This window comes from Acidobacteriota bacterium, from assembly GCA_038040445.1.
GTDB classification, from domain to species: Bacteria; Acidobacteriota; Blastocatellia; order UBA7656; family UBA7656; genus Onstottus_A; species Onstottus_A frigus.
In genome coordinates, this window is record JBBPIG010000012.1 from 140,539 (window position 1) to 155,413 (window position 14,875).

The 14,875-nt window shown below is 57.2% G+C and carries 10 protein-coding genes; 7 read left to right on the forward strand and 3 right to left on the reverse strand.

Going from position 1 to position 14,875, the window contains the following annotated elements:
• Position 1: 1 nt before the first annotated feature.
• Positions 2–334: a PadR family transcriptional regulator gene (locus tag AABO57_14815; protein MEK6287008.1), complete on the reverse strand. Its 333-nt coding sequence runs from the start codon at positions 332–334 to the stop codon at positions 2–4.
• A 322-nt stretch (positions 335–656) separates the two neighbouring features.
• Between AABO57_14815 and AABO57_14820 the strand changes: the two genes are divergently transcribed.
• The 7 genes from AABO57_14820 to AABO57_14850 all read left to right on the forward strand — a co-directional run bounded on the left by AABO57_14820 (position 657) and on the right by AABO57_14850 (position 11,216).
• Complete coding sequence (locus AABO57_14820; GenBank protein ID MEK6287009.1) at positions 657–1,097, forward strand: hypothetical protein; 441 nt, start codon at positions 657–659, stop codon at positions 1,095–1,097.
• Between the two features lie 15 nt (positions 1,098–1,112).
• Positions 1,113–2,105: a cyclase family protein gene (locus tag AABO57_14825; protein ID MEK6287010.1), complete on the forward strand. Its 993-nt coding sequence runs from the start codon at positions 1,113–1,115 to the stop codon at positions 2,103–2,105.
• 25 nt (positions 2,106–2,130) lie between these two features.
• Positions 2,131–3,999: a PQQ-binding-like beta-propeller repeat protein gene (locus AABO57_14830; protein MEK6287011.1), complete on the forward strand. Its 1,869-nt coding sequence runs from the start codon at positions 2,131–2,133 to the stop codon at positions 3,997–3,999.
• 50 nt (positions 4,000–4,049) lie between these two features.
• A complete protein-coding gene (locus tag AABO57_14835) occupies positions 4,050–4,799 on the forward strand; it encodes a nucleotidyl transferase AbiEii/AbiGii toxin family protein (GenBank protein MEK6287012.1) in 750 nt (249 codons plus the stop codon).
• Positions 4,800–5,024: 225 nt separating this feature from the next.
• On the forward strand, positions 5,025–6,254 hold the full coding sequence (locus AABO57_14840) for a CoA transferase (GenBank protein MEK6287013.1): 1,230 nt from the start codon (positions 5,025–5,027) through the stop codon (positions 6,252–6,254).
• A gap of 278 nt (positions 6,255–6,532) precedes the next feature.
• On the forward strand, positions 6,533–10,342 hold the full coding sequence (locus AABO57_14845; protein ID MEK6287014.1) for a hypothetical protein: 3,810 nt from the start codon (positions 6,533–6,535) through the stop codon (positions 10,340–10,342).
• Positions 10,343–10,415: 73 nt separating this feature from the next.
• Positions 10,416–11,216: an enoyl-CoA hydratase gene (locus tag AABO57_14850; protein MEK6287015.1), complete on the forward strand. Its 801-nt coding sequence runs from the start codon at positions 10,416–10,418 to the stop codon at positions 11,214–11,216.
• A gap of 169 nt (positions 11,217–11,385) precedes the next feature.
• On the opposite strand, the gene AABO57_14855 is transcribed toward AABO57_14850, so the two are convergent.
• Entirely contained in the window at positions 11,386–12,573 is a 1,188-nt protein-coding gene (locus AABO57_14855; GenBank protein ID MEK6287016.1) for a thiolase family protein, read from the reverse strand.
• A 31-nt stretch (positions 12,574–12,604) separates the two neighbouring features.
• Positions 12,605–14,743, reverse strand: a complete 2,139-nt coding sequence (locus AABO57_14860; protein MEK6287017.1) for a 3-hydroxyacyl-CoA dehydrogenase NAD-binding domain-containing protein — start codon at positions 14,741–14,743, stop codon at positions 12,605–12,607.
• Positions 14,744–14,875 lie beyond the last annotated feature (132 nt).

Sequence of the window (14,875 nt, forward strand, 5' to 3'; positions counted from 1 at the left end):
ATCATCCTCGTTCACGAGAGGGCTTGATCTTCGATGGGTAAGGCGCGAGATTTTCCAACATCCGGTAGCGTTTTGTGGCTTCGGCTAAGGCGTCTTTTCCGTCGGAGGTCAATTCGTAATACTTGCGCGGAGGCCGTCCTTCACGTTGAGCGATACCCGCCTTCTCCCATTTGGAATCAATGAGACTCGTTTCCTCGAGCCTGCGCAGCGCCGGGTAGACGGTCCCACTCGGCAAGCCGGTGATATCCATAATGTCGAAGCCGTATTGATAGCCGTTAGACAGCGCTTGCAGGATCGCCGCCGCCGAATGAGAGAGGTACGCTTTCGGACTCATCAGCCCTCCTTTGACTGTCCTGAGTAGGATGCTAGTTATATAGAATGCTACATAGGCTGTCAAGGTTGAAGGTTGGCTGCCCCTTTTCTCGTTTACAGCAAGATCGCTCGTGTAGTAAAAAGCGAACGATCGCGCTGCAAGAGGTGCGGTATGGAAGCCATATGCGAGATCAGCAAGCCGCAACACAGGGACGCCACCCGCGGACAGGTATTCTCGATCGCCTGCAGCCCGTCGCAACTCCCAGTCTGTTAAGATTGCTCGGCAAGAAAAGCGCCGCGCGTAAGACCACCACCAACAGAACGACAAAACGAAAGGAGTCAGCATGAGTGACAAACACCACGACGTTGCGTTGATTTTGAAGCTGTATGAGCTTCGCCGCGAGGAGGGGATTCGCCGCGCGCGCAAATGGTACTTCACCGAGTTCAACCCACAGAGCGCCGAGGACATTGTGAAGATCTTCGGCAGCGGACACGACGGAAGCGCCTACTATCGAATGATAACTTCCTACTGGGAAATGGCCTCGTCTTTTGTGAACAACGGCGGAATAGACGAGAAGATGTTCCTGGATGCCAACGGAGAGCACGTCGGGGTGTTCTCGAAGCTCGAGCCGTTCATCACCGAAGTGCGGGAGGCGATCGGCCAGCCGGACTACCTGCGCCAGCTCGAAACTCTGGTTGGCAAAACACCAAACGCGAAGGAGCGGCTCGACCGGCTTCGCGGAGTATTTTCACGCTGGTCAAAGATCGCAAAGGAGTCAGCGTAATCGAGGAGGATTGCAATGCGATTTATCACAGTCTTCAGCCTTGTCACCGTCATGTTGTCCGGCATGATCTTCTCGGTTTTGGCAGGTTCGTATTCGGACAAGAAACTCACCAAAGCAGACGTCGACGCAATGATGAAGGAGCTTTCCAACTGGGGGCGCTGGGGCAAAGACGATCAGCTTGGCGCAATGAACCTGATCACTCCGGCGAAGCGAAAGCAAGCCGCGGCGCTGGTGAAAGACGGCGTTTCAATTTCGCTGGCGCGCGACACCAACACCGAAACTGCACCGGACAACGCGCAGCCTTACGAGCATTCGATGACGCTGAGCGGCGTCGGCAATCGCGGACAGTTCAGCCTGGATAAGATCGGCGTCTCTTTTCACGGCTACCAACACACGCATTTGGATGCGCTCTGTCATATGTTCTGGCAGGGCAAAATGTATAACGGATTCTCGCAGGAAGAAGTCACTAAAGAGGGCGCAGCAAAACTCTCGATCGCGAATCTGAAGCCGGGCGTCTTCACCCGTGGGATTCTGATTGACCTGCCTAAGCTCAAAGGCGTGCCGTACCTTGAACCCGGAACGCCGATTTATCCCGAAGACCTGGATGCGTGGGAGAAGATGGCGAAGATCAAGGTTTCACCGGGAGATGTCATCTTCGTCCGCACTGGACGATGGGCACGCCGGGCCGCGGTTGGCGCCTGGGATGTGAGCGGGAAGTCTGCCGGGCTTCACGCTTCGTGCGCAAGATGGATCAGGCAACGCGACGTTGCGATCATCGGGAGCGATGTGGCGAGCGACTTGCTCCCTTCAGGCATCGACGGCGTGTCGCATCCGATTCATCAACTGGTGCTGGTAGCGATGGGCGTGCATATCTTCGACAACTGCGATCTTGAAGCCGTGAGCGAAGCCTGCGCAAAACGCAATCGATGGGATTTCTTGCTGACGGCCGCGCCGATCGCGGTGGTCGGCGGCACTGGATCGCCGCTCAATCCGATTGCTACCTTCTGATCAGTGACGGTGTTTGGGAGATCGAATGGAATCGCCAGGTCGACTACTTATCACGATGGTGCTCGCTGGAGTTGTGTCTGTTTCCTCCGAGGGCATTGCCGCTTTTCGCAACGACGCCGAGCAACAGCAACCGCCGCAGGCTGATCCGGCGAGCGCCGAGATCTACCAGCAGAAATGCGCGATGTGCCATGAAAACCCGGTGGATCGAGTCCCGCCTCGATTCCTGATCGCGAGACGCTCGGCCGAGGATGTCATCCACACTCTGACCACCGGCGCGATGAAACAACAAGCGGCCGGCCTAAACGCCGATCAGATTCGAGCGCTCGCGATTTATCTCACCGGCAAACAGCCCGGCGCGCCTGTTCAGGCAAACCTCGAAGCGAACCGCTGCAAGGGCAGCGGCGGACCGATTAATCTCAACGGCCCCCAGTGGAACGGATGGGGACGTGACAATCAGAACTCTCGCTATCAGCCCAAGCCGGAACTAAAAGCTGAAGACGTTCCCAAGCTGAAGGTGAAGTGGGCCTGGTCGCATCCCGGTCCGATGGCGACTGGACAGCCGGTGATCATCGGCGATCGTCTCTATATCACTACCGAGGTGGGACAGATCTTTTGCTTGAACGCGCAAACGGGTTGCACGTATTGGACGATGAACGCCGGAGCAGCAGTTCGCGCCGCGATGAGCGTCGGTCCGCTGCCTCCCGGATCGCAGGCCAGGTTTGCGCTTTATTTCGGCGATGAGAAATCAAACGTTCAGGCTGTGGATGCCGCGACCGGAAGGCTGCTGTGGAAGACGAAGATCGAGGAGCATCTGCTCTCGCGGATAACCGGCTCGCCGGTGCTGTACCGGGACCGGATCTATGTGCCCGTTTCCTCTTTTGAAGAGACCGCCGGACGCGACAGCAAGTATGAGTGCTGCACGTTTCGCGGCAGTGTTGTAGCGCTCAACGCCTACTCGGGCAAGGTCCTCTGGAAGACGTTCACGGTCCAGGATGTGCCGAAGCCCTTTAAGAAAAACTCCACCGGCACGCAGATGTACGGTCCCGCCGGCGGCGCAATCTGGTCGGCCCCGGCACTCGATCTGAAACGTAAGCTGATTTACGCCGGCTCCGGCAATTCATACACCGATGCCGCAACGGCGCTCACTGACGCGATCATTGCATTCGACATGGAGACGGGCAAGATCAAGTGGTCGAATCAAGTCACTCCCAAAGACAATTTCCTGGTAGGCTGCCGCCAGCCCGGCGTCGGCAACTGCCCTGAAGAAGCGGGACCCGACTATGACTTTGGCAGCTCCCCGATTCTGCACACGTTGCCCAACGGCAAGCAGGTCATTCTGGCCGGGCAGAAGTCCGGCGTGATGTATGCGCTTGATCCCGGCGACAACGGTAAGATTCTGTGGCAAGTGAAAGTAGGTAACGGCGGCGCGCTCGGCGGGATCGAGTGGGGATTCGCAGCCGATTCGGAAAACGCTTACGTGCCGATGGCCGACGTGTTTGGCGCGGGCCGTAAGCCGGGCATAACCGCCTTGAAGATCGCAACCGGAGAGAAGCTTTGGTATGTGCCGGCGCCTCCGGCGAAATGCAGTTGGGGAACGACACGTTGCGCCAACTCTCAATCTCAAGCGGCGACGGTCATTCCCGGCGCAGTCTTTTCAGGAACCGCGGACGGGCATCTGCGGGCTTACTCGACCAAAGACGGAACGGTGATCTGGGACTTTGATACGGCGGCCGAGCCCTACGACGGCGTCAACGGAGTGAAGGCGAAGGGCGGCACGTTGGATGGCGGCGGACCAACGATCGCGAATGGAGTGCTGTACGTGAATTCCGGCTACGGCCGGATCATCGGCCAGCCGGGCAATGTGCTGCTGGCGTTCACGGTTGATGGTAAGTGATTCGGACGGTTCTTTTAGAACGGGCGTATACCTGAGAGAATTAGGAGCGAATGCGCGACGAAGTCGATCAAAGAGGCACGAGCGCTGCAACCCAACCGGGAGGGAGTATCACCATTCCTCCCGAGCTTGCGGACGTGGTGAGAGTGGGTGTGCGCGCCGGCCGCGAAGTGCCGGGCAGTGTGGCGCTGGGCGGTTCAGTGTGTGCTCTCTTCGCTCATCATAGAGAGTCGATCGACATCGATTTTGTTCTTACCGATCTCAACAAACGATTTCAGGAAGTGAGAGAACATCTGTTAGAGGTTCCCGGATGGAAGGAGGCGCGGATCAGGGTCCCAGTCCTGATTCTCGGCTCGCTTGACGGCGTTGAGGTTGGCTATCGTCAGCTTCGCCGTTCGGCGCCGCTCGAGACACAGGAAGTTGAAACGCCGGAAGGGACGTTGATCATCCCGACGCTGGCGGAGATGCTGAGAGTGAAGGCTTTTCTCATCTACGAGCGGGATACCACTCGAGACTTCGTTGATTTTGCCGAGCTGTCTCGTCTACTCGAACCGGACGAAGTAGTGGATGCTCTGAGTGTGCTTGATGAGAAGTTTGGTTGGGAAAAGCAGCCGTCGATCATCCTCGAAGTGACTAAGGCCCTTATGCGGCCCGAGCCGCACGACCGAGGCACCAACGGATTCGAGACGCTTCGGTTTCTCGATCCTAAGCTAAAGACCTGGGAAGAAGTGGCGGCGCAGTGCTGCGACATCGGGCGGCGTCTGGCGGTTAGAACGTTAGGTGGGAACTCAGATGCAACATAGGAATATCAACACTGAAGAATGGTCGCGAATGGCGATTGATTCTCTTTTTGAGCGCGGAGTTCTTCCCGATTGGCGCGAATTCGCGCAAGCCTTGCGGCGGGACGCTGACCTAGCAAGCGAAACCCTCCTAATGTGTGAGCGCCATCCCAACAAAGCGTCGGCCGCGCTTGCCCGCACACTGGCCGAGCATTTTCACCCTGAACTTCTTCGGCGGTGACCATCACGATGAGCAACAGCCCGAACCTCCTCTCAGGACTGCGTGTGATCGACTGCGGCACCTACATCGCCGGGCCGGCCGCGGCTACCATGATGTCCGACTTCGGCGCCGAGGTGATAAAGATCGAGCGCCCTCTAGGCGGCGATCCTTATCGATACCTTTCATTTCTTCCAGGAATGGCCGTCTCCGAACATAACTATTGCTGGCTGCTCGACGCACGGAACAAGAAGAGCCTTGCCCTCGATTTGCGAGACGAAGCCGGGCGCGAGATCCTCCGCAAACTTATCGCCACTGCCGATATCTTCATCACCAATTACTCGCCTGATCTCGCTGACAAATTTCAAGTGCGTTACGAAGACATCGAGCCGCTCAACCCTCGCCTTATCTACGCGCACATCACCGGCTACGGGGAAGCCGGGGATGACGTCAATAAACCGGGCTACGATACGACGGCCTATTGGGCGCGCTCAGGGTTGACGGGAATCATGTTCGATCTGACCACCGCCACGGGCGCAACCCCGTGCGGAACCGGGGACCACCCGGTGGCGCTCGCGCTGTTCGGGGCAATCATGCTTGCGCTGTATCGGCGTCAAATTACCGGACACGGATCCAAGGTATCGACATCCCTGATGGCGACCGGCGCGTGGAGCAACAGTTGTCAGATCCAAGCCGCGATGCTCGGCGCGGTGTTCCCGGTTAAGCGCACTCGCTTCTCCGCGTTAAACCCGTTGGTGAATCAGTATCAAACTCGCGACGGCCAACGATTCATGTTTTGTTGTCTCGATACCAGGCGCGACTGGGGCCGAATCTGCCGGGCCATTGGGCATACTGAGTTGAGTGACGACGCTCGCTATTCGACTGTCGAGGCGCGCTTCGAGCGAGGAGAAGAGGTGGTCGCTCTGCTGGATGAATCTCTCGCGACGAAAGATATGGCCGAGTGGCAAGCGTTGTTCGACGAGCAAGGCGTCATATGGGGTCCTATCCCGACGATGGATCGCGTAGCGGCGGACGCGCAGATGAAAGCGAACGGTGTTTTCGCTGAGTTTGAACATCCGCAACTTGGCAGCGTTCCAACCGTCAACAACCCGATCAACGTGAACGGCGTCGCCAAGGAGAAACCGCAACTCGCGCCTGGAATAGGCCAGCACTCTCTGGAAATCCTGAGCGCCCTCGGCTATGAAGGTCAGGCCATACAGGAATTGATGCGTCTGGGTGTGATTGCGGTGCCGCTAGCATGAACCGCCTTTCAACGAACCGGGGGCGAAGGCTCCCGCTCTTGATCTGTAAATAAGCGCGGTCTGTCCCGGATCAGGCTTTCCAGGTAGTGTAATTGTAGTATTATTCAGTTTCCTGGTTTCACTGCTGTTGGCCTCACGAGCCTGTTGCGGTACTCGCACCCGGCGGCATCCTCGCCAAAGCGGCCCGTGGATCCAAAGACAATTCAGTTTGCGCTCCGGATCAGTTGTCGTTAGTAAATGGCCAAACCACATCTGTGCCCCGGAATCGCTGCAGCCCAATGACGAAAAAAGACGACGCCACAGCAACAGCGCTTTCCGAGATCTCTGATAGCGGGCTGATTTCGCATCTCGGCGCCGGGTTCTATCCGGTCAATGCTCAGTTCGAGTTCGCGATTGGAACCTTGCCATATCCTCCATCGAATGGCCCGTGGTTAGAGAGACTCTGTTTTCTTCTGCTGCGTAGCCAGGGATTCGTGCCGCGCTATTTTGGAAACTCCGGCCAGAAGGACCGAGGCGTTGATCTCCTGGTGACCTCCGGTGATCAGTTGTTTGTCTATCAATGTAAGAATGTCCAGTCCTTCTCGCCTGGCGATATGGCGAAAGCGCTGAAACGCTTTGAAGACGAGTGGCTGAAATCGTCAGGTCTGCCAAAGCCCAACAAGTTTATTCTGTGCTGTCCATCCCTGCTTCGCGGGCGAGAGCCAAACGAGGATTGGACAAAGCTCGAACGCGATTTTCAGTCGAGAACCGGTGTCGACGTTGAATGTTGGCATCGCAACTTTCTCGACGAAACTCTCAAGTCCCTGCCGGACATCGTCGCCGAAGTCTTTTCAGATCAAATAGCCACGTTGTTCTGTGAGTGCGACGATTGGAACTACGATCAATTCTCACCCGTTGTCGCAGACTCGCCCGACCGTTACATCAAACGATACCAAGAACGCAAAGCTACTGACCGTATCTACCTCGATCCCGACCTGGCCGCTGAGTTCACCGAGAAGCTGGAACGGAACGGCAGCGTGTTGATTATGGGACTTCCCGGTTCTGGCAAAACCACCACCTCGTTTGCGCTGGCAGAAGAGTTACCAAACAGGCGCACTTACTATGTCACGTTGCGAGAGACCATATCCGACAACGATCTGGTAAATGGAATCGGAAACAGACTCAGCCGGCAAACGATCTTTCTGGTGGACGACTGCCAGGGCAGGTTCGCACAACTCGACAGCGTGATGAACAGGGTCAACAGGCTGCTACAGGGCAAACGCAATCAAGCCTTTTTTGTCTTCCTTACACGCACAACGCCCACGCCCGGCGATCTGGTTCGGGGCGACGATATGACGGAATTCGAGGAAGAGTTGAAACAGGCTGACTCTGTTCTGAGATTCACGGTCGATCAGCAGACATTCCGCCGCATCATTGAGCAGACCAAGCCCGAGTTTGGATCGCTTTCGGACGAGCGTTTGGCAAGCATCTACGAATTCACCGGCCATGACCTGTTCCTGCTCGACCAGATGCTCGAAACGATCGACGACGAGAGGGGAATTGATGACCTCAACCTCGAATATCTTTTCGGGAAGACGATTGTCCGCTACTTCGGCAAGGGAACTGTTGACCGGCCCGGCTTTATGAATCTGGCGGCGCTGGCGCAGTTCGAGATTGCGCCCCGCGTGGCCGGATTCCCAATTGATCTGGAAACCGAGGACGCGAGGGCGGCTGCCGAACTGGTTGTGCAGGCAGGCCGCCCGCCGCGTTATTTCTTCCTGCATTCCTCAGCTGCGGAGCTAGTCTTTCGCGCGCTGGTGAAGAATGACGGAATCGAGGATCACGCCGGTACAGCAGCCGGTTACCTGATCCAATTTTTCAAAAGCCGCTCGCCCGATGACAAAGCTCTGGCGGACGATCTTTCGAAGGCGATCCGAAACCGTCTGAAGCTCGCAGACGATGAGGCGGAAGAGAATCGGTTGAAGAGCGCCTTCCTTGCCGACGAAGGAATCTATGCACTGATCGAAGGCAGTTTTGAAACGCTACCGCTCAACCTAGTGGCATCATGCCTGATCGCTTTGAAGAACTCTAGCTCGTCAGTGCTGGAGCGCTATCTAGCGTTGGTGGGCGGCAAAATTGAAGACGGAGCCGTGTTGAAATCGGCAGCCACCCACCCATTCTGGGAAAGCAACATGTTCTTGTGGCTGATGAAGAGAGCTTATCAGCCTTTGTTCATCATTCTGAGCAAACAATTCTCTGATAGTGGCGATCGCTCGTTACTGAGAACAACCGATCTCCCGGATTACCTTAGACTCCTCTCGACGATCGCCGGATCCGAAAAGCACGTGTGGTTTGAGTCGCTCAATCTCATACCGGATGATGAAATCGAGGCGATGATTCAGCGAACAATGAATGCCGGTCGCTCCATCGGCACGCTGCATTTCGCATTGCGTGAAGTGAAGCATAACGCCAAACCGTTGCTGATCCTATTGGAAGAGAAAATCGGCGCAGCACGATTCCTCCGCCTGATCGCCGCCAACGGCTCGATCTTCGAGTTGTTCATGCTGATTCGGTACTCCTCGCTGCCGATGGCTGAGAAATTGATCGCTTCGCTCGACGACCCCCTGCTGGATCAACTAATCGAGCAGACCATCACGTTCGGGCGCTCCATTGGCACGCTCAACTTAGCGTTGCGCGAATTGAAGCAGAACGACGAAGCGTTGCTCACGCGTTTGGAAGGGAAGATTGGCGCGGCACGCTTGCTCCGCCTGATCGTTGCCAACGGCTCGATCTTCGAGTTGTTCATGCTTATTAAGAACTGCTCGCTGCCGATGAGTGAGAACCTGATCGCGGCGCTCGACAACCCGGTGCTGGATCAACTCGTCGACCAGACCATCTCCTCTGGACGCTCCATTGGTTCGCTACATTGGACGCTGGAGTATTTGAAACTGGCCAACGGTATGTTGCTGCGCAAGCTGGAAGAGAAGATCGGGGAGAGTCGCTGGTGGCGGCTTGTTTGTTCTTTTGGATCGATCAGCATTCTAGTAGATCTGCTGCCAGCAATGGACAATTCATTCCGGCAAAGGTTCGTACAGGCGGCCAGGGGATTGTCCGCCGAAGCGTGGCAGAAACTGCTGCTGCAAAGAGATTTCTACGACCTTTGCTACTTCGTCAAGAACGTTCCATTCTTCTTTTCCGCGAAATTCCGCCCTGAGTTTCTCAAGCCGATCTTTGTGACATTGATACAAGCCGGAGACTGGAAAGCGCGAAACACTGGATGGTCGCTGCTCTCCGCCGCAGAGGACTCAGTAGGCAAGAACTATCTGGTGAAATTGCTCTATGAACAGATCGGGGACATACAACCTGGCGCCTTGAGCTTCCCCGCTATCGCCGAAGCTGCTCACTGCGTGAATCTACTGTGGCGGCTGCTTCCGGCAAAGCGGAGAGAATTGCTCGACGCGTTGCATCGCTTCGTCGCGGAAGGCAAGCCGATTTACTGCGACCCGGCATATATGCGCTCGGTGCGTTTCCTCTTCTCAACGCTGGCCACTCCGCAGGCCGAAGATGCAGATGCTCGCATGATGCACGCCATCGGCAATGCGCCAGCAGTCGCGCCACTCTGTGCTAAGGCGACAACGCTGGATATGTTCCTCTACCTTTGGAATCTCTACGCTCTCTGGTTTGAATGGAAAAGTCCGCAGGAGAACTCTTTCGTCGGGTTCCTGCGTATCGAGATTGTGGAAGCGACGATTGCCAGCTTGCCCAAACGGTTTCGCGCGGCCAAGGACGAGAAGGAAACTGGCAACCTCATAACATTGACAGGGCTGTTGTCGTTTCTCGGCGTGACCGTCGACCGGCCGAGCGCGGCGGAGGACTTCGCGTCGAGGCTCCTGTCTTTCGACAAGTTGATCGACCGTCTCGATGAGGATCGACCTTTCATCCCGTCAGTCTTCTACCTGTTAGGATTGGAATGGCTCTATCAAGCGGATCGTGGCGTCCCAGCGGTCGTCTGGTGGGATGAGTTAGGAAAAGCGAACGACTACCCTGAAACTACTGCGGCGTTGGAGTACGTAAAAGTCGAAGCGACTAAGCGATCAAGAGTGTTTTAGCCGCTCGCTGTGTTGAAAATCTATTGCGAGGGAGACTCACTAGTTGAGTTTTGCAAAGATGGAACGTGGACGGATGGAATCGAAGTCTGAGCACAAGATCAATCTGACGCTTGACGATCACGATGAGCGCGGATGCGTGGCTCGCATCGTCGTCGATTATCAGGCGCGGCTCAATATTCTGAACAGCGAGTTGATCCGCCAACTAACCGAGGCGGTCAACGGTCTTGCTGACAATGAACGGCTGCGAGTGTTGATTCTGACAGGCGCGGGCGACGGAGCCTTCATCGGCGGAGCTGATATCAACGAGATGGCTGCGCTGGACAATTCGTCTGCGCGCGATTTCATCTCGCGATTGCATGAAGCCTGCGTCGCGCTGCGCGAGTTGCCGGTGCCGGTGATAGCCAGAATCTCCGGCTATTGTCTTGGCGCGGGATTGGAGATCGCGGCCTCGTGCGATCTGCGAGTTGCCGCCGACCATTCCACTTTCGGGATGCCCGAAGTCAGAGTCGGAATTCCCTCGGTCATTGAAGCCGCGCTGCTTCCGCGACTGATCGGATGGGGAAAGGCCGCCGAGTTGATCTACACAGGCGAGTCAATCTCGGCCTTCGAGGCTCTGGCTTGTGGCCTCGTCGAGCGAGTCGTCCCGCGCGAGCAGCTTGACCATGCTGTAGAGAGGTGGACGCAAGCGATTCTGGAAGCCGGCCCGCGTGCTGTGCGTTTGCAAAAGGAGTTGATCCGCGAGTGGGAACGATTGCCGCTCGATCAGGCGATTGAGCGAGGCATAGAGTCATTCGTTGCGGCCTATGATACCGACGAGCCTCGTGCAATGATGAAAGGATTTCTCGGGCGCCGGGAAAAGAAAACCGGGCTCTAGTGACTTGTAACGGCCATTTCGCTCGCGATCAAATGGGTATCGAAATCCGTGCGAATCTGTCAAATCCGCGTCATCGGTGGTCTATGAGTTCGTAAGAATCGTCTTGCCAGCGCCGCATAGACCACGGATGACACTGATTCGACGGATTTGCGCGGATACCGCTCCTTCATTAGTTGCAAGCTTCGAACAAACCGGCCGCGCCTTGACCGCCCCCGATGCACATCGTCACCACGCCGTACTTCGCTTTGCGGCGCAGCATCTCGTTTGCAATCGTCCCAACCATCCGCGAGCCGGTCATCCCGAATGGATGGCCGATAGCGATCGAGCCGCCGTTGACGTTCAGCTTCGCCGGGTCTAGTCCAAGTTGATCGCGACAGTAGACAACCTGCACCGCGAATGCTTCGTTAAGCTCCCACAAGTCGATGTCATCGACCTGCAATCCATGACGCTTGAGCAGTTTAGGCACCGCAAACACCGGCCCTATTCCCATCTCATCCGGCTCGCAGCCGGCAACCGCAAAGCCTCGGAAGATCAGCTTGGGCGTTATTCCCAGCGCCCTGGCGCGGTCGGCTGACATCAGCAACGTCGCCGAAGCGCCGTCAGACAACTGCGATGAGTTGCCCGCCGTAACGGTTCCCTCTCCGCTGGTCTGATCGAAGTAAGGCTTCAACCCGGCGAGCCCCTCGAGCGTCGTGTCAGGCCGGTTGCACTCGTCGCGGTCGCACAGGTGTTCTTCCTTCTCGACGATCTCCCCGGTCTTCTTGTCCAGAATTCCGCGGGTCACTTTCATCGGCGCGAGCTCCTCGTTGAAAAACCCCTGGGTATAGGCGCGGGCCGTGCGCTGCTGGCTCGACAGCGAGTAGATATCCTGCGCGTCGCGGCTGACCTTGTAACGCTTGGCGACGACTTCGGCGGTGTCACCCATCACCATGTAGATGCCCGGCTTGTGCTCGAGCACCCAGGGGTTCGGGTGGTTATCGCGTGACATCATCGTGATGCTCTCGACCCCACCGCCTATGGCTGCGTCGGCGCCCTCGTTCATGATCTGGTGGGCGGCCATCGCGATCGATTGCAGACCAGAAGAGCAGAAACGATTGACTGTCGTCGCGGCCACCGACACCGGCAGCCCGGCCCGGATCGTCGCTACCCTGGCGACGTTGGTTCCCGAGACGCCGTGTGGCTGACCGCAGCCGAGGATCACGTCTTCGATTTCGGCGGGATCCAGTTGCGGCGTTTTGCGCAGCACGTCCTTGATGCAATGCGCGGCCAGATCATCGGGGCGCGTCAAATTGAACGAGCCGCGAAACGATTTCGCCAGGGGCGTTCGCGAGCTCGCTACTACTACTGCCTCTCTCATCGTCAACTCCTTTCCCTTATGAAGAAGTTCGTTACTTGCCTGACGCGGCGCGGCCCTTTTCCTTGTCGAAGTCCGCGAAGGTCTTGCCTTGCTCAGCGAGGGTTTTCAACAGCGGCGCTGGCTCCCACAACTCACCGTGCTGATCGTGAAATTCACAGACCCGGTCGTAAACTTTTTTCACTCCAACTGTATTGGCATACCACATCGGGCCGCCGCGCCACGCCGGATAGCCGTAGCCGTTGAGATAGATGATATCAATGTCCACTGCGCGCAAGGCGATGCCTTCTTCAAGAATCTTCGCGCCTTCGTTGATCAGCGCATATTGAGTGCGCTCGATGATCTCTTCGGGCGTGATCTTGCGACGCTCGATGCCGGCTTCTTCGGCGACGCGCTCGATCAGCTTCTCGACTTCCGGGTCGGGAATCCGATTCCTGTTTTCATCGTAGCGATACCAACCGGCGCCGGTCTTCTGTCCGTAGCGACCCATTTCACATAAGCGGTCGGCGAGCGCCGGCTGCCGGATGCCGGGCTTTTCAAGGTGTTTGTATTCCTTGCGAATCCGCCAGCCGACATCCAATCCCGCCAGGTCGCCCATCGCCAGCGGCCCCATCGCAAAACCGAAGTCGTACAACGCGCCGTCCACGTCCTGTGGCAGCGCGCCTTCTTCGACCAGGAACTGCGCTTCGCGGCCGTAGGGCGCGAGCATTCGATTACCGACAAATCCCCGGCAGTTCCCGACCAGCGCGCCAACCTTTTTCAACCGCTTCGCCAGCGCCATCGACGTCGCGATCACCTCGGCGCTCGTCGCTTTGCCGCGCACCATTTCCAGCAAGCGCATCACGTTTGCCGGGCTGAAGTAGTGGTGGCCGATCACCCACTCCGGGCGTGACGTAGCCGAGGCGATCTCATCAATATCAAGCGTCGAAGTATTCGACGCGAGCACCGCGTCCGGTTTGCAGATCTTGTCGAGTTCTGAGAACACTTCCTTCTTCAGTTCCATGCCTTCGAACACTGCTTCGGTCACGATGTCGGCCTCTTCAAAACCGTCGTAAGTCAGCGTCGGCGTGATCGAGGCCATTCGCTGGTCCATAACCTCCTGGCTGAAGCGGCCTTTCTTGACTGAATTGGCGTAGTTCTTTTTGATCGTCGCCAGACCTCGATCCAGGAACTCTTGCGAGGTTTCTTTCAACAGCACCGGGATGCCGGCGTTGGCGTAGTTCATAGCGATGCCGCCGCCCATCGTGCCCGCGCCGACTACGGCAGCTTTGCTAATCTCGAGGGTCTTGGTGTCTTTGGACAAGCCGGGAATCTTGGCGACCTCGCGCTCGCCGAAGAAGACGTGAATCAGCGCCTTGGATTGATCAGAGAATAGACATTCACGAAAGAGCTCGGTCTCGCGCTTGCAGCCTTCGTCGAAGGACAGCTTCGTCGAGGCTTCGACCGCTTCGATAGCCGCCAGCGGCGCCGTCATTCTGCGTCTGGTCTTTTTTGCTTGCTCGCGCGCGGCGGAAAAAGCCGCGGCGTTGGAATCCGGGTCGCCGAGTTTCTCATCACGTTCGCGCGTCTTCGGATGACGTTCATTCCTGGCAATCGCTTCGCGGAGAAACTCGACGGCGCCCTGAAGCAGATCGCCTTCGATGATGCGATCGATGATTCCGGCTTTCAGCGCTTCGCTGGCTTTCACCGGTTCTCCGAAGGCGCACATCTCGACGGCCTTGGCGACGCCTGCCAAGCGCGGCAAACGCTGGGTGCCGGCGGCACCAGGAATGATTCCGAGTTTGACTTCCGGTTGTCCGACCTGCGCGGTTGGCGCGGCAACGCGATAGTGAAAGGCCATCGCTACTTCCAGCCCGCCGCCGAAAGCCGTACCGTGAATGGCCGCCACCGTGGGCTTAGGGCAATCTTCAATCGCCAACAGCAACGGCAGCAGGCTGCCCCGGCCTTTCTCGCCGGAAGTGACCTTGCCGAACTCTTTGATATCCGCGCCGGCGATAAAGGTCCGCCCGCCTCCTATCAACACGACGCCTTTGACTGAATCGTCTTCGGCTGCCGCTGCGATCGCAGCCGCTATGCCTTCCGGGACCCCAGGGCTCAGCGCATTGACCGGTGGATTATTGATGGTGATGATGGCAATCTCGCCTTCGCGTGTCTGTGAAACCAATTCGTTCATTCATGACTCCTTAGTTAGTTAGTTTGATCGTCGAATACCATAGCATCGCTTGGGATGATCCCGCTGAAGCGCCGCTATCCTTAGAGCCGCTTCTCATCAAAGGCTTCAGCGCCACCGGGCAAGCACCATAGA

What these genes read in the sequence shown, in the direction of transcription:
- AABO57_14815 (MEK6287008.1), bottom strand. Translation starts at nt 334, where the DNA reads ATGAGTCCGAAAGCGTACCTCTCTCATTCGGCGGCGGCGATCCTGCAA.
- AABO57_14820 (MEK6287009.1), top strand. Translation starts at nt 657, where the DNA reads ATGAGTGACAAACACCACGACGTTGCGTTGATTTTGAAGCTGTATGAG.
- AABO57_14825 (MEK6287010.1), top strand. Translation starts at nt 1,113, where the DNA reads ATGCGATTTATCACAGTCTTCAGCCTTGTCACCGTCATGTTGTCCGGC.
- AABO57_14830 (MEK6287011.1), top strand. Translation starts at nt 2,131, where the DNA reads ATGGAATCGCCAGGTCGACTACTTATCACGATGGTGCTCGCTGGAGTT.
- AABO57_14835 (MEK6287012.1), top strand. Translation starts at nt 4,050, where the DNA reads ATGCGCGACGAAGTCGATCAAAGAGGCACGAGCGCTGCAACCCAACCG.
- AABO57_14840 (MEK6287013.1), top strand. Translation starts at nt 5,025, where the DNA reads ATGAGCAACAGCCCGAACCTCCTCTCAGGACTGCGTGTGATCGACTGC.
- AABO57_14845 (MEK6287014.1), top strand. Translation starts at nt 6,533, where the DNA reads ATGACGAAAAAAGACGACGCCACAGCAACAGCGCTTTCCGAGATCTCT.
- AABO57_14850 (MEK6287015.1), top strand. Translation starts at nt 10,416, where the DNA reads ATGGAATCGAAGTCTGAGCACAAGATCAATCTGACGCTTGACGATCAC.
- AABO57_14855 (MEK6287016.1), bottom strand. Translation starts at nt 12,573, where the DNA reads ATGAGAGAGGCAGTAGTAGTAGCGAGCTCGCGAACGCCCCTGGCGAAA.
- AABO57_14860 (MEK6287017.1), bottom strand. Translation starts at nt 14,743, where the DNA reads ATGAACGAATTGGTTTCACAGACACGCGAAGGCGAGATTGCCATCATC.